This window comes from Paenibacillus senegalensis JC66, assembly GCF_000285515.1.
In the GTDB taxonomy this organism is placed as follows: Bacteria; Bacillota; Bacilli; order Paenibacillales; family NBRC-103111; genus Paenibacillus_L; species Paenibacillus_L senegalensis.
Genome location: NZ_HE610957.1, coordinates 625,204 through 643,129, shown reverse-complemented (window position 1 = coordinate 643,129; position 17,926 = coordinate 625,204). Strand labels below are relative to the sequence as shown.

General features: G+C 44.3%; 18 protein-coding genes. 14 read left to right on the top strand and 4 right to left on the bottom strand.

The window, feature by feature from the left end; translation table 11 throughout:
- Window positions 1-46: 46 nt before the first annotated feature.
- The 5 genes from thpD (at window position 47) to PSHG_RS03070 (ending at window position 5,694) form a co-directional block, all read left to right on the top strand.
- Window positions 47-952, top strand: coding sequence for an ectoine hydroxylase (thpD, locus tag PSHG_RS03095; protein WP_010269269.1), 906 nt, complete (start codon window positions 47-49; stop codon window positions 950-952).
- Between the two features lie 1,007 nt (window positions 953-1,959).
- Window positions 1,960-2,130: a DUF1328 domain-containing protein gene (locus PSHG_RS03085; protein ID WP_010269267.1), complete on the top strand. Its 171-nt coding sequence runs from the start codon at window positions 1,960-1,962 to the stop codon at window positions 2,128-2,130.
- Between the two features lie 237 nt (window positions 2,131-2,367).
- Window positions 2,368-2,769 (top strand): general stress protein, encoded by a 402-nt coding sequence (locus tag PSHG_RS03080; protein WP_010269265.1) that lies wholly within the window; start codon window positions 2,368-2,370, stop codon window positions 2,767-2,769.
- Window positions 2,770-2,959: 190 nt separating this feature from the next.
- A complete protein-coding gene (locus PSHG_RS03075) occupies window positions 2,960-4,045 on the top strand; it encodes an AI-2E family transporter (RefSeq protein ID WP_392392008.1) in 1,086 nt (361 codons plus the stop codon).
- A gap of 149 nt (window positions 4,046-4,194) precedes the next feature.
- Window positions 4,195-5,694, top strand: a complete 1,500-nt coding sequence (locus PSHG_RS03070) for an IMP dehydrogenase (RefSeq protein WP_010269261.1) — start codon at window positions 4,195-4,197, stop codon at window positions 5,692-5,694.
- 386 nt (window positions 5,695-6,080) lie between these two features.
- Here the strand turns inward: PSHG_RS03070 and PSHG_RS31940 are convergent, their stop codons facing one another.
- Complete coding sequence (locus PSHG_RS31940; RefSeq protein ID WP_392391991.1) at window positions 6,081-6,230, bottom strand: ATP-binding protein; 150 nt, start codon at window positions 6,228-6,230, stop codon at window positions 6,081-6,083.
- Between the two features lie 250 nt (window positions 6,231-6,480).
- On the opposite strand from PSHG_RS31940, the gene PSHG_RS26485 reads away from it, so the two are divergent.
- Complete coding sequence (locus PSHG_RS26485; RefSeq protein WP_010269258.1) at window positions 6,481-7,119, top strand: GTP pyrophosphokinase; 639 nt, start codon at window positions 6,481-6,483, stop codon at window positions 7,117-7,119.
- 160 nt (window positions 7,120-7,279) lie between these two features.
- Here the strand turns inward: PSHG_RS26485 and PSHG_RS03060 are convergent, their stop codons facing one another.
- Window positions 7,280-7,855, bottom strand: a complete 576-nt coding sequence (locus PSHG_RS03060; protein WP_010269254.1) for a GbsR/MarR family transcriptional regulator — start codon at window positions 7,853-7,855, stop codon at window positions 7,280-7,282.
- Window positions 7,856-8,213: 358 nt separating this feature from the next.
- On the opposite strand from PSHG_RS03060, the gene PSHG_RS03055 reads away from it, so the two are divergent.
- The 5 genes from PSHG_RS03055 (at window position 8,214) to PSHG_RS03035 (ending at window position 12,463) form a co-directional block, all read left to right on the top strand.
- The gene (locus PSHG_RS03055) at window positions 8,214-9,419 is read left to right on the top strand and encodes a quaternary amine ABC transporter ATP-binding protein (protein ID WP_010269253.1); all 1,206 of its coding nucleotides are present in this window, start codon (window positions 8,214-8,216) and stop codon (window positions 9,417-9,419) included.
- Window positions 9,419-10,249, top strand: coding sequence for an ABC transporter permease (locus PSHG_RS03050; RefSeq protein WP_010269251.1), 831 nt, complete (start codon window positions 9,419-9,421; stop codon window positions 10,247-10,249). The genes PSHG_RS03055 and PSHG_RS03050 overlap by 1 nt, the downstream gene beginning before the upstream one ends.
- 4 nt (window positions 10,250-10,253) lie before the next feature.
- A complete protein-coding gene (locus tag PSHG_RS03045; protein WP_010269250.1) occupies window positions 10,254-11,186 on the top strand; it encodes a glycine betaine ABC transporter substrate-binding protein in 933 nt (310 codons plus the stop codon).
- Between the two features lie 280 nt (window positions 11,187-11,466).
- The gene (locus tag PSHG_RS03040; RefSeq protein WP_010269249.1) at window positions 11,467-11,817 is read left to right on the top strand and encodes a DUF1516 family protein; all 351 of its coding nucleotides are present in this window, start codon (window positions 11,467-11,469) and stop codon (window positions 11,815-11,817) included.
- A gap of 25 nt (window positions 11,818-11,842) precedes the next feature.
- Entirely contained in the window at window positions 11,843-12,463 is a 621-nt protein-coding gene (locus PSHG_RS03035) for a KinB-signaling pathway activation protein (protein WP_010269247.1), read from the top strand.
- Window positions 12,464-12,655: 192 nt separating this feature from the next.
- Here the strand turns inward: PSHG_RS03035 and PSHG_RS03030 are convergent, their stop codons facing one another.
- A complete protein-coding gene (locus PSHG_RS03030; protein ID WP_010269244.1) occupies window positions 12,656-13,066 on the bottom strand; it encodes a hypothetical protein in 411 nt (136 codons plus the stop codon).
- Window positions 13,067-13,366: 300 nt separating this feature from the next.
- Between PSHG_RS03030 and PSHG_RS03025 the strand changes: the two genes are divergently transcribed.
- Together PSHG_RS03025 and PSHG_RS03020 are read left to right on the top strand one after the other, a co-directional pair.
- Complete coding sequence (locus PSHG_RS03025; protein WP_010269242.1) at window positions 13,367-14,452, top strand: SGNH/GDSL hydrolase family protein; 1,086 nt, start codon at window positions 13,367-13,369, stop codon at window positions 14,450-14,452.
- A 14-nt stretch (window positions 14,453-14,466) separates the two neighbouring features.
- The gene (locus PSHG_RS03020) at window positions 14,467-15,891 is read left to right on the top strand and encodes an MBOAT family O-acyltransferase (RefSeq protein ID WP_010269238.1); all 1,425 of its coding nucleotides are present in this window, start codon (window positions 14,467-14,469) and stop codon (window positions 15,889-15,891) included.
- A gap of 138 nt (window positions 15,892-16,029) precedes the next feature.
- On the opposite strand, the gene PSHG_RS03015 is transcribed toward PSHG_RS03020, so the two are convergent.
- Window positions 16,030-16,626 (bottom strand): hypothetical protein, encoded by a 597-nt coding sequence (locus tag PSHG_RS03015; protein WP_148497620.1) that lies wholly within the window; start codon window positions 16,624-16,626, stop codon window positions 16,030-16,032.
- 169 nt (window positions 16,627-16,795) lie between these two features.
- Here PSHG_RS03015 and PSHG_RS03010 point away from each other — a divergent pair, with 169 nt between their 5' ends.
- On the top strand, window positions 16,796-17,803 hold the full coding sequence (locus PSHG_RS03010) for an S-layer homology domain-containing protein (RefSeq protein WP_010269233.1): 1,008 nt from the start codon (window positions 16,796-16,798) through the stop codon (window positions 17,801-17,803).
- Window positions 17,804-17,926: the final 123 nt, after the last annotated feature.

The window sequence follows — 17,926 nt, the reverse complement described above, 5'->3', positions numbered from 1 at the left end:
TAAACCACTCAATAAAATTATGATTATATCAAGGAGAGTGTAAACAATGAGCCAAGCAAAATCTGCCCTGCACCCTATAACGGAAACTGAGGATATTTATCCATCGAGAGTCAGCGACAAGCCGTCAATTATTAAGCGGAAAGATCCGGTCGTATACCCGGACCAAGGCTACAAAGGGCTTCTGGAGAAGAAGGATCTTGATTTTTACGAGAAAAATGGCTATTTATTCATGGAGAGCTTCTTTTCCGCGGACGAAGTCAAATATTTGAAAAAGGAATTGGCGGCACTGTGGGATGAAGCCCAGGATCGCCGTGTTCCTGAGGTTATCCGTGAGCCTGGCGGTGATGAGGTGCGTTCGATTTTTGCCGTACACCGGGATAATGAAGTGTTCAAGGAGCTGTCCAAGGATCCGCGGCTGGTAGGAGCTATTCAGCAAATTCTAGGCAGTGAAGTGTACATTCACCAATCCAGAATTAATTTTAAGCCAGGGTTTAACGGCAAAGAATTTTATTGGCATTCTGATTTTGAAACCTGGCATGTGGAGGATGGCATGCCGCGGATGAGAGCCTTGAGCTGCTCTATTGCTTTAGAGGATAACTATGAATTTAACGGGCCGCTAATGGTTGTTCCGGGTTCGCACTACGATTATGTCACCTGCGTTGGGCAAACTCCAGACGAAAACTATAAAAATTCCTTGCGTAAGCAGGAGTACGGCGTGCCTGACCACGACAGCCTGACCCAACTCGTCAATAAATACGGAATCGATACGCCTACAGGCAAGGCTGGCTCTGTGCTTCTGTTCGACTGCAACATTATGCACGGGTCTAACAGCAACATTACCCCATATCCGCGCAGTAATGTATTTATGGTATATAACAGCGTGGAAAATAAATTGATCCAGCCATATTCCGGTCAAAAACCGCGTCCGGATTACATTGCTGAACGCGATTAAGCTGAGCTGGGAGCGATCGAGCTGAGCGGAAGCGATGAAGCTGAGCTGGAAGCGAATATGAAGTTAATTTAGCTGCCCCGCAGTCGTAGATTGCAGGGCGGCTTTTTTGTTGTGGGGAATATACGTAGAAGCGGAGGGGAAGAGGGAGTCCAAGTTTTCCGAAGGAAAGCAACTTCGGGAGCGTGGAAGCGTTCGCCTTTGCCACCGGATAATTTCAACCGCTGAGGCGGCTATGATTAAGAAATCTGGGGTCAACGCTTTCTGGAAGAAAGCGTACTTCGGGAGCATATGCTAACAGCGATCAGAGGTCCCCTCATTCCCCGTAGTGATTTCCTCCTTTGTTGTCAACCACTAGTTTAAGTTTTGAGCCACAATTCCGGCATGAAATAGCCAAGGTTGGCGGGGTTCGAGGGCTTGTTGCCTGCGCTTTGTACGAAGTGTCGTACAAAACATGGGTTTGAAGTGCGGTTCCCGGGGATTTGTATGAAACGTCGTACAAATGCAGGGGTTTAAGGGCTTGCAGCCAGCGTTTTATACGACAAATCGTACAAATGCATGGGATTTAAGTGCGATTACCCGAGATTTGTATGACAAATCGTACAAATGCAGGGCTTTAAGCTATTAAGGAGCTCCAGCCAGTGTTCTAGACGAAATATCGTATAAAGTCAAGTGATTGAGACGCGATTACCCGAGATGGCTCATCATGCGGGGTGTTTTATTTTCACAGAAAAACCGCATAGAAAACGCCCGGAGGGATAAGGAGACTGCCTACGCATTTTTCTGCACAATTCCAATATTGAAAATCGAAAAATTGAAATTATTTTAGATGAAAGAAGTGGGCGGAAAAGGGCATGGCCATAGGGAATAAGCCAGTTTTGGAATTTGACGCTTATGGCGTATCTCAGCACATTCTGTTTCACCAGGAAAATCTACCGTTTAAATGCTACATAAGACGATGCAACAACATTCATTTTCCAAAATTCTAAGAAGATAGTAAGGTGATTTCGATGTTAGGATGGGCAGCAGCATTTTTAATTATTGCGATTGCCGCTGGATTGTTCGGATTTCTTGGAGTTGCCTCTACGGCGGCTTCAATAGCTAAAGTGCTATTCTTTGTTTTCCTGATTCTGTTCGTCATTTCTTTATTTTTAGGCAGAGGCGGTCGAACCAAGGTATAGGCGATTACCTCGATTATTAGAATGAAGCATCGCATAAAGGTTATTCTTCAAGGAACTACACATCAAGGATTTCATCACGGCATTAATTCAAAGTAATGCAATTAGGTATGATTTAGGTATTGCATCACGGTATTAATTCGAAGGATTGCTTTTAGGTATTGATCTAGGAATTGCATTACGGTATTAATTCAAGGTATTGCATCAAGTATATGTCAGATTAAGGAGAGTGAGAGAACAATGGCACAGACTAGAATGAAAGATACTACAGTGTTTATCGTGGAAAATGTAAATGACGTTAGGCGAAAGGTTCAGCAGCTAGTAGCCGAAGGATACAGCAAGGATAACATCTATGTTCTGACTCATGACGATGACCGTACCGGCCGCGTTGCAGACGCCACGAACACGGAAACGATCGGAATTGGAGAAGAAGGCTTTGGCACCGCAGTCGCTAACATTTTCCGTAAAAAAGGAGATGAGCTGCGCGCCAAAATGCAATCCATGGGCATCTCCGCACAGCATGCCGCCCAGCTGGAGAAACAGCTGGATCACGATAAAATCGTTGTAATTGCCTGGAGTGGCAATGAATATTATGGAGATGATTATGATTCCAATGTTCGTTACCATCCGCCAATCTTATAAATGAGCCTGAAGAGTGAAGAGTGAAGAGAAGCCCGCACGGTCAATTCAGGACAAGCCTGAATAGTGAAGAGAAGCCCGCTCGGGCCAAGCGAGGAACAAGCCTGAAGAGAAGCTTGTTTCAGCTTAAGCCTCAGTAAGGCTCAAGTACGATACAAACCGCCCATAAATCATGGGCGGTTTGTATTTGGAGGTGAGGTTGTTGCCGAAATCGAATGGTTTCCGTATATTTTATATCATTATTTTTATTCTGCTAATTGTGTTTCTTTCTACTAAAGTTCCTTTTCTGTTTACCCCAATTGCAGCGATGATTAAATATATGCTGCTCCCGATTGCACTGTCGGGCTTCTTTTATTACTTATTCCGGCCGATTATTGATTACCTGTCATCCAAAAAGCTGAACCGCATGTGCTCGGTACTGCTCCTATACTTGACTATCACCTTGCTGATTGGACTGTTTTCTATAGCCGGGTGGCCGACATTGCAAAGTCAGATAGAGATGTTTCTCGCCAATTTGCCCGACCTTATGAATGAGTTTAATCAACAATGGACTAATTTTCAGCGGGAGCCCTTCGTTTTTGGGGTTCTCGGAGATGAAACGGTGATGACCGCTATTACGGAATACTTAAACAGCGGAATTACTAAAGCTACCGATTATGTCGTCAACTTTGTATCAGCGATTACCCGCTTTGTTATTGTAATCGTGACCGTTCCCGTCATTCTGTATTATATGCTTAAAGAAGGGGAGAAGATGATTCCAGCCATTTTGAAAATGATCCCTAAACGCTTTCGAGCTGACGGTCAGGAAGTTATTGAAGAAATGGATGAGATGCTGAGCAGCTTTATCGTAGGCCGGGTTTTGATCTGCTTTCTTCTCGGAGCTATGGTTTTTATCGGCTTTCTGATTATTGGATTACCTTATGCTCTGCTGCTGTCTATCCTGACTGCTGTATTGAATATGATCCCTTATATCGGCCCGATTCTAGCCGCTATTCCGTGTGTCCTTATTGGATTCATCGAATCTCCCTCTATGGCCGTCTGGACACTGGTCATTATTATTGTAGCCCAGCAGATTGAGAATAATTTGCTGACACCCGTTATTTACGGAAAGCAGATGGATATCCACCCGGTAACCACTATCGTTCTGCTGCTGATTGCAGGCGATATTGCAGGGATTCTTGGTATGCTGCTGATCGTCCCGGTTTATATGATGGGCAAGATCATCTTTCTCAAAGTCTACGATCTGTTTATAAAAGAATGGATGGAGAAGCCGGTGTAACGTATTCATCAACCGTCAAATGTGGAATAACAACATATAATCCAAACCCGCTATTGACGTGACAGGTTTTCAATGGTATCATCGTAAAAATTTATATTTTGCGGTACAAAATCAATCTCATATTGCTGAAAAAGGAGGCTGTTTGGAAAATGGCGCAATATTATATGGAGCCGTCCCGGACGTTTAGTGAGTTTTTGCTGCTCCCTAATTTGACGGAAAAAGATTGTACCCCGGATAATGTAGACTTGAAGACGCCTATTACTAAATTCAATAAGGGGGAGAAGCCGGACATCTCTCTCAACATTCCTTTCTCATCGGCTGTTATGCAATCCGTTTCTGACCATAATATGGCAGTGGCGTTAGCGCGATGTGGAGGGATTTCTTTTATATTCGGTTCTCAGCCGATTGAAGAGCAGGCGGCTATGGTGCGTAAGGTGAAAAGCTACAAAGCAGGCTTTGTAGTCAGCCGCTCGAACTTGACACCGGAGCATACTCTTAAAGATGTGCTGGAGCTGAGAGAACAGAACGGTCATTCTACGGTGCCGATTACCGAAGACGGAACTGCCAACGGCAGACTGCTCGGCATTGTAACCAGCAGGGATTACCGCACAAGCCGTGATTCCCTCGACAAGAAAGTGCATGAATTTATGACGCCCTTCGAGAGCATTATTCATGGACGTTCAGGGATCACCTTGTCTGAAGCAAATGATTTGATCTGGGGACACAAGCTGAATGTTCTGCCTATCGTAGATGAAAATCAGAAATTGCAGCACTTGGTGTTCCGTAAAGATTATGATGCGCATAAAGAAAATCCGCTGGAGCTTCTGGATCAGAACAAAAGCTACATTGTAGGAGCTGGAATTAATACGAAGGATTACAAAGACCGGGTACCGGCGCTGGTGGAAGCGGGCGTGGACATTTTAGTCGTCGACTCCTCAGACGGATATAGCGAGTGGCAGAAAGAAACGGTGCAATACGTTAAGGAAAACTACAACGTCAAAATCGGGGCGGGGAATGTAGTGGACCGTGAAGGCTTTTTATATTTGGTGGAGGCCGGTGCCGATTTTGTTAAAGTCGGGATTGGCGGCGGAGCCATCTGTATTACGCGCGAGCAAAAAGGAATCGGCAGAGGACAAGCATCTGCGGTTATGGAAGTCGTTGAGGCAAGAGACCGCTATTATGAAGAGACAGGTACTTATATTCCGGTATGTTCAGATGGCGGAATTGTGCATGATTACCATATTACACTCGCTTTGGCTATGGGAGCAGATTTTGTCATGATGGGAAGATATTTTGCCCGCTTTGACGAAAGCCCGACCAAGAAGCTAAAGCTCGGTAACAACTTTGTGAAGGAGTTCTGGGGAGAGGGCTCTAATCGGGCACGAAATTGGCAGCGGTATGATTCCGGCGGCAAGCAAACCCTGTTATTCGAAGAAGGGGTGGACTCTTACGTCTCCTATGCGGGAAGCTTAAGAGAAAACCTCGACAAAACGATTAGCAAAATTAAATCAACGATGTGCAATTGTGGCGCGAAAACAGTGGAAGAGCTGCATCGCAAAGCAAGGATAACGGTCATCTCGGCAACAAGTCTTGTTGAAGGTGGAGCTCATGATGTGATGCTCAAGGAAAGCAATTTATCTGGAGAATAGACGGTCGGGGCATCCATCTCCAGCCGCGTCTTGTCCGCACTTGCCTTGAGAGCGGATCTTAGGGCAGGCAAGTACTCCCTAAGGCGGACGTAAACTCTTCTGATTGATTGGACAATCTTTTCTTAGTGCAGGGGATAGCTTTAGCCAGGTAGATAGTACTGGCTAAAGCTTTTTCTTCTAATAGAGACCACGAAGCAGAAGCGTCCGGATCATATTGTTGGTGAATATTCCCGCAAAAGCCGAGTGTATCAGCATATTTTCCTGGATGAGATCAATGGGAGGGAAAAATCTCCTTCCAACACCGTGACCGTTGATTGACTATTGAACAGGGAGAGTAATCTCAAAAGTGATTTTGTCAGCGAATACGTTTGCTTCTATCTCCCCTTTCATCGACTTAATAATTTTTTTGCAATATATAAGCCTAATCCCAAATGTCCCTGAGCATCTAAACTCTCTTCCGTATAAAACCGCTCAAATATCTTTTCGGTCTCACTTGCGGCAAGCACAACTCCATCGTTTTCCACACCATGTCTCAATTCTTGGTTAGGCCTGGGGGATAAAGGGTATATAGTTTTTGCGAGAGGATTCCCGCTGCATAATTCGGTATGTTTAAGATTAGGCGTTTTGCAATGACAACGGTGATTTGTTAAAATTTAATTAGTAAAATATTAAACTCTATAACTAAATTGTTTATTTGTTTTGGCAAATCGATTTCTGTCTATATCTAAGATCCGGGATTCCGATAACGGCATAAGCTTTACCTTATTCGAGAGGAGTTTAGCATTAATGGAGCTAAAGGACATCAAAGGCTGGCAAAGGACCATTCATGAATACCGCTTTGCCTTGCGTGAGCTTGAGACTAAAGTCATGATATTGAATACGGAGTGGAAGCTTCGGGATGGATATTCACCAATTGAGCATGTAAAAGTCCGATTGAAAGAGCCAGAGAGCATTATCAATAAGATGAAGAGGAAAAATTTACAGGTCACAGAGGAGAATATTGTTAACCATATTCAAGATATCGCGGGGATGCGGATTGTTTGTGCGTTTGTAAAGGATATTTATCACATCATTGATCATATGAAGCTGCGTTCCGACCTAAGGATTGTGCAGATCAAGGATTATATCGCGGCTCCGAAACCGAACGGCTATCAAAGTGTACACCTCATCGTACAAGTTCCGCTTGTCTTGTCGGACGGAACCCGCTGGGTTTATGCTGAAATTCAGTTAAGAACGATGGCTATGGATTTTTGGGCTAGTCTTGAGCACATTTTGTATTATAAATTTGACAAGCGCGTTCCCCCTCATGTCCAGCAGGAATTAACCGATGCAGCCAAAGCCGCTTATGAGCTGGATGAGAAAATGCTGCAATTGAGGAGAGAAATCATCCAGTTTGCCGAAGAAGAAGAGAAGTCGGTCGTATAACGGTTTCAGTCTGTCCCCTTAAACAAAGTTTAAGTTCAACGATTAAAGCCTCCCAAATTGGGAGGCTTTATTAGCGTTCATGGACCTGTAGGAATCATATGTATCCGTACTGGAAACATATATAACCGTACAGGAAAACATATATAATAGTAGAAAAAGGTTAGTCGTGGTGAGGTAGAGAAGGCGACTTGGGAACCAGCTCGAATATTTTTCCGTTTTCCAATGTGTCTATTAAACGGTCCAGCCAATCATAATAGCTGACGGCTTCCTCCATTTTTTCCACATCTCCCCGAATAGTTTCTTGCAGCAGCTCATCATCAGGATGCTTATCTGCCAGAGCTTTTAATTCTTTAAGTGAACGATTAAGAGCCTGCAAATTGATTTCCAGCGCCATTCTCCATTTAATTACGAAATAGTCGGCGAAATTTTGATACCAGTCACGCTCCACTTCATAAAGATCCTTGCGGGATCCTTTCCCCCAAACTTTCTTTACCATTTTTAAATCCAAAAGTGTGCGCACACCTGTACTCATACTGGTTTTGCTCATCCCCATTTCCTGGCCCATCTCATCTAAAGTCATCGGTTTGTTCTTAAACATCAGCATTCCGTATAAATGTCCCGTAGAAAGGGTTACTCCGTATAGATCCATATTGTTACCAACGGACTCAATGACTCGTTCCCGTGCTTTATCAATGATTCGGATCTGTTCTTCGTTTAGTTGATGCAAGGAGTCCATCATGTCACCTCTTCATTGTTAGAATGCTCAAACATTCGGTAAGAAAAAGCATAAAATCATCGATTTCATTTACAAATTTGTAAGAATATAACAGAAAGCCTTGGGAATTTTTCATAGAAATATAGATCCGAAAAGCCTAAGGTTCACAGTATAAACTAATTGTAGAGAACGAACAATAAATTGTAAAGCTGCCAGAAAGGGAGGAAATAGGAGGATAACGGAGGATTTATATCATAATGAACGTACAGTTTTTTCTGAACAAACTTTACGTACAATATATATCTTTGACTTCATCCATTAGGTAATCTACACTTGAACAGGTACATACGAAAGCGAGTTTTAGAAAGGGGGTGCTGTCATGGCGGTCATATCCGTAAAGAATTTAACCAAAATGTTTGGCCAGGATGTTCAGAAAGCTTTTCCGCTGCTGGAACAAGGCCTGAGTAAAGCAGAGATTTTCGAGAAGACGAAAATTACGGTTGGGGTCAATCGCATCAGTTTTGATATTGAGCAAGGAGAAATTTTCGTCATCATGGGGTTGTCGGGAAGTGGTAAATCAACCTTAGTCCGCCTGCTTAACCGCTTGATTGAACCGACCTCTGGAGAAATCTACATTAATGGTGAAAATATCGTTACGGCCAACCAAGACAGACTAAGAAATATACGACGCAAAACAATCAGTATGGTCTTTCAGAAATTTGCTTTGTTTCCTCATCGTACCGTTCTGCAGAATGCTGAGTTCGGTCTGGAAGTTCAAGGAGCGGATAAGGAGACGCGCAGTGCAAAAGCGAGAGAATCACTAGAGCTTGTCGGGCTGAAAGGCTGGGAGGATAGTTATCCGCATCAGCTTAGCGGCGGAATGCAGCAGCGTGTAGGTTTAGCCAGAGCTTTGGCCAATGATCCCGATGTGCTGTTGATGGATGAAGCGTTCAGCGCATTGGATCCTCTTATTCGCAAGGACATGCAGGATGAATTGGTCGAGCTTCAAGAAAAAATGAAGAAAACGATCGTGTTTATTACCCATGATTTAGATGAAGCTCTTAGAATTGGCGATCGGATTGCTTTGATGAAAGATGGTTCGATTGTTCAGATTGGCACACCTGAACAAATTATGACTAACCCGGCTAACGAATATGTAGAACGCTTCGTTGAAGATGTAGATCTTTCCAAAGTACTAACGGCCGAGCACGTCATGAGAAGACCGGAAATGATCACCCTGGACAAAGGGGGACCACGGGTTGCTCTTCAATTAATGAAGGAAAGCGGCATTTCCAATTTGTTTGTTGTCGATAAATCCAAGAAGCTGCTGGGTGTCATTACTGCTGAAGATGCCTCAAGAGCAGTCAAAGAAGGAATTGGATTAGCAGACATTGTCATCAGCGATGTTCCTGTCGTCAGGCCGGATACGTTATTAAACGATTTATTCGATATCGTGAGCAGTTCAACCGTTCCAGTAGCGGTGACTGGCGATAACGACAGGCTGCGTGGAGTCATCGTGAGAGGCGCCGTGCTGGCTGCGCTTTCCGGCAATGCAGCTCATAATGAGCAAGGGGGTGAGAGTTAATGCCGCGTATTCCTTTATCGGAATGGGTGACCAGTTTTGTCGCTTTCCTTGGTGACAATTTTCAATTCCTGTTTGACTTCATAGCGAAAATTATCGGCGGAATCGTTGGAGCTTTTGCCTGGCTGTTTCACCTCTTCCCGTTTTATATATGGATAGCCATTTTTGCACTAATCGCTTATTGGGTAGCCCGCTGGGGTTTAACCATTTTTACTATAATCGGTTTGCTGTTAATTGAGAATCTGGGATATTGGAGCAAGACGATGGATTCTCTAGCATTAGTCATGACCGCTACAATCATTTCCGTCATAATCGGACTCCCTATCGGAATTTTATGTTCTCGCAGGGACAGCCTCCGGAATATCGTATCTCCGATTTTGGACTTTATGCAAACGATGCCTGCCTTTGTTTATCTCATTCCGGCGGTTACCTTTTTCTCACTCGGTGTCGTACCAGGCGTTATCGCTTCGGTTATTTTCGCCATGCCCCCCACGATCCGACTGGCGAATCTGGGGATACGACAAGTATCCGCAGAGCTGGTTGAAGCCTCCGATGCTTTTGGCTCCACACCTATGCAGAAGCTGTTTAAAGTTCAACTTCCGTTAGCAGCACCTACGATTATGGCTGGAATCAATCAGACGATTATGCTGTCCTTGTCCATGGTAGTTATCGCATCGATGATTGGTGCTCAAGGGTTGGGTGCTGATGTGTATCGGGCAGTTACCCAGTTAAGAATAGGCGACGGCTTTTCCGCAGGGCTGGCTGTTGTTATTCTAGCTGTCTTGCTCGATAGAATTACCCAAAATTTAAATAAAAAATTACAAAGGGGTTAAGAGAATGAAAACCAAAGGCTTAAAAACAGCTGTCACATTGGCTTTAGGATTTGGATTAATTGCTGCAGGATGTTCCAGCAACGGAAATGGAGGCAGCGAAACTCCTGGAAATACAGAAGAGCCGGGTAATGGGGGAACTCCAGCAGCGATTGGCGAACAGGTGGATTATCAAATCATCGGTATCGATGCCGGTGCCGGAATTATGGAGGCTACCGCTGCAGCTATTGAACAGTATGGGCTTAGTGATTGGACTTTGGTTGAAGGTTCCGATGCGGCGATGACGGCTACTCTGGGCAGAGCTTATGAGAATCAAGAGCCGATTATTGTTACTGGCTGGAGCCCGCACTGGAAATTTGCCAAGTATGATCTGAAATATCTGGAGGATCCTCAAGGTGTGTATGGAGGAGATGAGCAAATCCACACCATTGTCCGCTTAGGTCTGGAGGAAGACAAACCGGGAGTATATGCATTCCTTGATAACTTTGAGTGGACACCGGAGGATATGGAATCCGTTATGGTCGACATTTTTGAAGGCATGGATGAAGAAGCTGCTGCCGAGAAATGGGTAAATGAGAATGAAGAAAAAGTGAACAGCTGGCTCGAAGGTGTACCTGAAGATGAAGGCCAGACGGTTAAGCTTGCTTACGTTGCTTGGGATTCAGAGATTGCTTCCACTAACGTCGTCAAGCATGTGATGGAGTCCCGCCTGGGCTATACGGTAGATCTGCTGCAGGTAGAAGCTGCCGCTATGTGGGTAGGTGTTGCGAACGGAGACGTGGACGGAATGGTTGCCGGATGGCTGCCAGGCACTCATCAAAGACATTACGAAATGCATGAGGGCAAATTCGAGGATCTGGGTCCTAACTTAAATGGTACACGGATCGGATTGGTTGTACCTAAGTATATGGACATTACTTCTATTGAAGACTTGAAATAAAGAATCATTAAGAAGATCAGGGGCTGTCCCATAAGTCCACCAAAATAAAAAGTTGGGCGGAGAATATGTTCTCCGCCCAACTTTTTTGTCATGTTGTTTTGTAAAGGAAATAGCGAGGCGGATGCCTGAACAGGCCCATTTTTTTGCTATGAAAAGCATCACTGCTGTGAACAATTTGTTGCCATTAAGGGATAAACATTGTTTCTTGTATCAAGTATTGTTAAAATCAAACCAGTAACTTAATTCTGGATGGAAATTGTCCAAAGGGAGGATCAATTCATTGGATAGTGAAAGACTGTTTAATATTTTTTATCAGATCCATGCTGGTTCCTGGGCTATTCTGGTTATTTTCTTCCTGTTAACCTGCTTCTTGCGCAAGCAAAAAGTGACAGGAATGATTACCAGACTGTTCTACGTCCTGATGCTGGTTTCCGGCGCTGGAATGCTCTATATGCTAGGATTTCCGATGATGTATGTGATCAAAGGAATTTTGGCAGTAGCCTTGATAGCCTTCATGGAAATGATTCAGGGAAGACTCCGCAGAGGAGAACCAACCTTGATCCATTGGGTGGTAATGGTCATTCTGCTTGCTCTCATCGTCCTCATGGGCTTTGGAGTTATTGCATTCTAATCAAACTATAAACGGGGACTGCAACATGTTTCTAAAACGAGTATGGTATCTGTTATGGACCACGTCGGCGATCAGTCTCGGAGCCGGTATGGTGCTTTGGGGGATTTTAAAAACGATTGAACCCAGCTTTATCTTCATGGATGCGCGCTTCAGCCGATACGAGGTGCTGTCGATGATTCTGGGCACCATCACGATCGCCATCATTAGCCTGGTCGGTTTTTTGGCCAATTTGTTCGCCAGATACTACTTCATAGGCATATTTAAAAACCGCAAAGGGGTTTGGACAGGCTTGCAAATCTTCTTCATCCTGTTGGCGGTAGGGGATTTGTTCTATTTAAGATATAAGCACTTTGCCGCTCCCGGCGAGTCCATGACGGGTTACCTGATTATGCCGTTAGCTATTCTTGCTGTGGGAATTATTGTAGCTTTGTGGAAAAGCCAACTGACGAATGGACAGGCTTTCATTCCTACGCTGTTTTTTATGGTCGTGTTAACCATCCTTGAGGCTATTCCGGCTTTTCAGGCCAATGATTTATTTTTTACTTTTTACATGCTCGCCCTATTATTGATAGGGAATGCCTGGCAGATTCTCATTTTTCACAAGCTGGTGGATACACCGGTGCAGGCGCAGAAATCAACGGGTTAGCTTAGCAATTACTTAGCAATTGCCCAAACATTCATAGGAGAAGCTGCTTTGCTTCTCCAATCCAAAGGGGCCGTTTCCGAAAGTTCAATCTCTGATTGCTGCTTAGGAACGCCCCTTTTCTTTGTTTTCTTTGATTTGCGGCATTTTTTTGTTTATGTTGGTGTTTGTTACAAGCTCCGACTGAGCACATTGTTAATGCAGCATCCGGTTCAGCTCTTCATCCAGCTTAGCCAGATTTTCAATCAGCTTAATCGCGCTTTTGTCATCAATCTTGCCGTGATAGGCGTCATCGTTCTTCATTTGTTCATCTAAGCTCTGTTCCTCATAAGCATCAATGCCTTGCTCGGTCGCGTTTTGATAATCCTGCTGCAAATGCCGCTCGAGCTCAACTGCTTGCTGCTGCAAACCGGCTACCGTTTGCTTGAAGGTTTGCAGGGCTGGCTGATCTGCTCCACTGATGGATTGGAGACGGTATTTTTGCTGCTTCAGCTTCTCGGTTAATTGCTCCCACTCGGCCGAATCGGCATTATGAACTTCCATATGATTCAAAATTTGCAGTGAAGCGTCCATTAATTCCTCTACACGATTCCAGGCTGAATCCATCGTTAAATCTCCCCATTCCTACATTATTTATATACCGTCTATTTTTTTCTTTAGCATCGGGTTTTATTCATGTATGCATGACAGGGTGCTTTTTTGCGTAAGGGCAAAGTCAGAAGATAAAGCTTGTAATAGGTTAAGAGTCTTTCGGCAGATGCTGATGAAAACAAAAAACGTTGTATGGTTTTGGGTGAATAGGTATAATGGATTAAGTTGTTCGCTCTATAATTATTTCAATCCCTATTACCAATGCGGATGCTCAAGGCCGCTATACAAGCTGAAAAAGACAGGTGAATGATTCCAATGAAAGCAGCTAAATACGTTGTTTTATATTTAATTGTTTTGCAGTTTTTAATTCCTTATCTTGTGCCTAATGACAAGGTTTATCACAATCGTATGGACTATCCCTTAACGGCTCTAAAGGAATCCAACAATATCGATCCCGTATTGGCTTACATCAAAAGAGAAATTGACGCCAATCCTCAAGATGATTACATAATAATGCTGGGCGATTCTGTATTTTATGGCAGCCCTGGCAATTCGGATCAGAGTCCAAATGTATTTATGGAAGAGAGAGCGCAAGCTGATCCTAATTCTACTATTAAAAGAGTATATAATCTCGCCTTGCCGGCCAACCAGCTAGGAGATCTGTATGCTATGCTGCTGAAGCTGGATCAATATGAAATATCTACGGACAATTTGATCTTTAATATACGCTATCCTTCTTTTATGCCTAGAGAAGGCTGGCCGCCTACTGTGTTTTGGATGCAAAAACAGTTAAGAGCCAGAGATTCCGATACATTTGAGCACGTCAGTGCACAATTAAAAGCAACTAAATACGAACTGCCGCAATCTTGGTATGACCATTATAAATTTTTTATTTATGAAGAAATCATGCAAAGAATTCCAATGTTCCAATATAAGGACTATCTTCAGAAAGCGTGGGAGCACACGAAGCTGCATGTGCAGGGCAAACCGATCCCAGATGATTCATTGGGCGATCCGATGCCATGGTATACGAAGGGTCACTTGTGGGAGTATATGGAAAATGATGAGATCGTAAACAGCTATACGGATAAGCCGTTTGATTTCAGTGAGACAAGCTTGGATGTTTATTTCCTTGAGCAGATTTTGAAGCACCAGCAGGGGAAAAACACAGTGGTCGTCATGACAGGGGTCAATCAAGAGTTGATGCAGGATTTTGTCAGCAAACCGGGGTATCAAGAAAACATGAAGCAGATCGACCGCTTGTTCGAAGGACGCGAAGTCCGGTATATTAACCTGGAAGGCGTGCTCGATGACGATCTATTTTCCGACCATACGCACTTTACCCCTGAAGGTTATGAAGCACTCGGCAATCTATTATGGGATACGTATATTAATCGATAGGAAGGAAACCAATCATGCTGTTTCACACACCCGAATTTATCGTCTTAATGGTGTTTACCCTGCTGCTCTACTATGTGGTTCCTAGCAGAAGAGTCATTATTTTATCGATAGCGAATATCATCTTTTACGCGGTTGCCGGCATTGGTAATTTGGCCGTATTTGTTCTGGTCTCGATCTTCACCTATTACTGCTCGAAAATGATTCGCGGCAGGTTTGGCAAATGGTTTATGATCGCGGCTGTGCTGGTTAATGTATTAAACTTAGTTTTTTTCAAATACACGGTATTTCTAATTCGCAGTGTCGAGCAGGCGCTCAACATGTCGCTCATCACCGATAACTCCTTCTGGCTATCTATTGTTTTGCCCATAGGGATTTCATTTTACACCTTCCAGATGATCGCCTATGTGGTTGATGTGTACAAGCAAAAAATTGAACCCAGCCGATCACTGCTCGATTTCTGGGTATTTATCGCCTTTTTTGCGAGTCTGATCGCCGGACCGATTATGAGAGGACAGGAATTGCTGCCGCAGATAGAGAATATGAAAGCCATTCGTTTCAATACAGCGAATGTGAGACTCGGGCTTGCTCTCCTAGGCCTAGGGATGTTTAAAAAGATCGTGCTGGCCGATTATTTGGCCGGAATCGTCGACGGGATGCTGCATGATCCTGCCGCTCTATCCGGCGGGGAAGCGTGGGTGGCCATTTACCTGTTCGCCTTTCAAATCTTTTTTGATTTCGCCGCTTATAGCGAGATGGCCGTCGGGATCGGCTATTTGTTTGGCATTAAGCTGGTGCTTAACTTCCAAACGCCTTACTTGAGTGCCAGCGGAACCGAATTCTGGCGCAGGTGGCATATTACTTTGTCAACATTTATCCGCGATTATATCTACATTCCATTAGGCGGGTCGCGTAAAGGAAAATCGCGCCAATATGTCAATCTATTCGTGGCTATGACTATTTCCGGGATATGGCATGGAGCGGCATGGACCTTCGTTGCCTGGGGGATGTTTCACGGAGCACTGCTTATCGGGCACAAGTTTTACACAGAAGTTATGGACAAGATTGGTCTGGGCAAGCTGAGAGCCAGCAAGCTTTATCATGTGTTTGCCGTTATAGTATTTTTTCATTTAACTTGTATCGGCTGGGTATTTTTCCGTATTCCCGGAATCAGCGCCTCTCTTTCCATGCTTAAAAAAATGTTTACAATCTCAGATTTGCATATACCGCCGTCTCTATATAAATATTTGCTGCTGGTTGCCGGTTTGTTTGTCCTTCACCTGCTTGAATACTTCGTCTTTAAGCATGCATCGTCTTTGGATAAGTTCTGGCACAAGTGGTTTCCGGCGCCGGTCAGAGCTGTCGTGTATACTGTAATTATAGCTGTATTGGTGGTCTTCCTGCAGACAGAACAGAGCAGCTTTATCTATTTCCAATTCTAAGTATAAAGCACCCTGTAATGGCTTGGCGCTAAATATTGGGGAATGGAGGATTCAAGCTCCACAGGGTTCCGCCATCCCCAATATTCGCTGCACAGTCTGTAACAGGTAGAGCGAGATATAGTGCGTGCCCCAAAACAGCTATTGCTGGGCATTTTGGGACCCGGATCCTCCGTTAGCACCATTGGAATCCGTGCCTTGGTTATTGGTGGCTTTCTGAATAAAATCGCTGGCCCAGTCAATCATGCCATCCATTAAAATCAGAATTAAATTCACAATATCATCCTGGTTTAGTTTCCCGCTGGAGCGTGAAGTGACGAAACTCGAAGTTTTTGATTCAAGAGTAGTAATCATATCCTTGATCTTGACCAGTTCATCAGCAAGCTGGGGAACCTGCTGAGAGCTATTGTTATTAGAATTGCTCTGCTGGCCCTGGGCTCCCTCCGCATTGGAGTTCTGGCCATCTCCTTGACCGCCGCCGTTTGCCGGGCTGCTGGACTGAGTTTGTGCATTGCCATTTCCCATTCCGCTGCTTTGCTGGAATGACTCTTTATTCATCGAAATACCGTTCGACATAGAATTGTTGCCCGCGGTTTGCTGCTGATTGGTATTAGCGTTTGCCGAGAAAGAATTGCTCTGCTGCAGCAGCTCTTTAAGCTGACTCAGTTCATCGAGCACAGTTTTATTTTGTTTGGCCAGTTCATCGACCTGATCTTTTAATTCCTGGACCTTCATCAATGTGATACACTCCTTGGATGATGATTTGAGTTAGGGTATTTATTCCCTTTTTTCCTTAAAAACATGTAAATCAATCATGATCTTGCTTGATCTAGTACAGTTGTGTTTTTATGCAAAATGGTGATTTTAAGCATGTCTGATGTTAATCGGGCAGGGAGGAGAGGACGAGATGAAACGATTTTGGAAGACAAGTGCTATTGCGGCCGGGATCACTGGATTTCTCTTTGCAGCCGCTCCGGAGCATGCGCATGCCCATTGGCTGTTTGATGATATCGACCGGGTGCCATGGGCAGAAAGCAGTATTATTAACAGCTATCAAATGGAAGTTATCGATGGGATGGAGGAGCGCTTATTTTATCCCAACGAGTCGGTAACCGCGGCACAATTTGTGAAAATGTCTGTACAGGTGCTTGAGCCCTCCAGCCAAACCGAATTTGCCAATTATTCGGGGCCTTGGTGGGAGCCTTATGTGGAGGAAGCGGTCAATTTAGGAATTTTTGCAGGTGACGGTTCAGCTGTTCATGAGCCGATGACGCGCCTCGATATTGCTCATATAGCCGCTAAAGTGGTCAATGAGGAGTTAAGGTTTACAACCTTAAAGGATCTGGATGCGGTCAACGAGGTTACTTCCAAAGGAATCCTGCAGGGACGTTCCAAAGATGACCTTGCCTTGGATGAAGTGCTGACTCGCGCTGAAGCGGCCGTTGTCATTGATCGTTTAATGAGCTATTTGGATTTGTATGGCACTTCCTTAGGCCCTCTCAAAATAACAGTGCAGGCTGGAGATTATCTTGACCTTAACGGACTGAACTTGGGGATGTCGCGTCAAGAGGTGCAAGCCGTCTTAGGAGAGCCTATAAGGACCGCTTACGATATGTATGAAATGGATATCTACAAAGAAGTTTATGTTAACTACGATAAGGATAAGGTCGTATCTATTATTTACAAAGCGTTTGACCCGGCATTAGACAGAGGAGAAGCCGAGCTGGCTGAGGTGGCCGCTCTGTTTGAAGGTTTTGACACGACCTACTATTACTTGCAGGCTAGTGAGCAGCTGTTAATGTCCAAAGACAACAAGATCTTTATCGGCAAGGCAGACGGCAATTTTTATTTCCATATCCGTGATGGAGGGATTGCCCCCAAGAATGCAAAAGCCAGAGCGCTGGATTTAGGATAAACCATCCCGCTTTGCTCGCACACCAGCCCAAAACTCGTGACGAACGCACATTTTGCTCGAGAGTCCAATTTTTTTAACGGCAAATGCCATAAGCTGTGATTAGCTGGAGAGGAAAGGAGGACT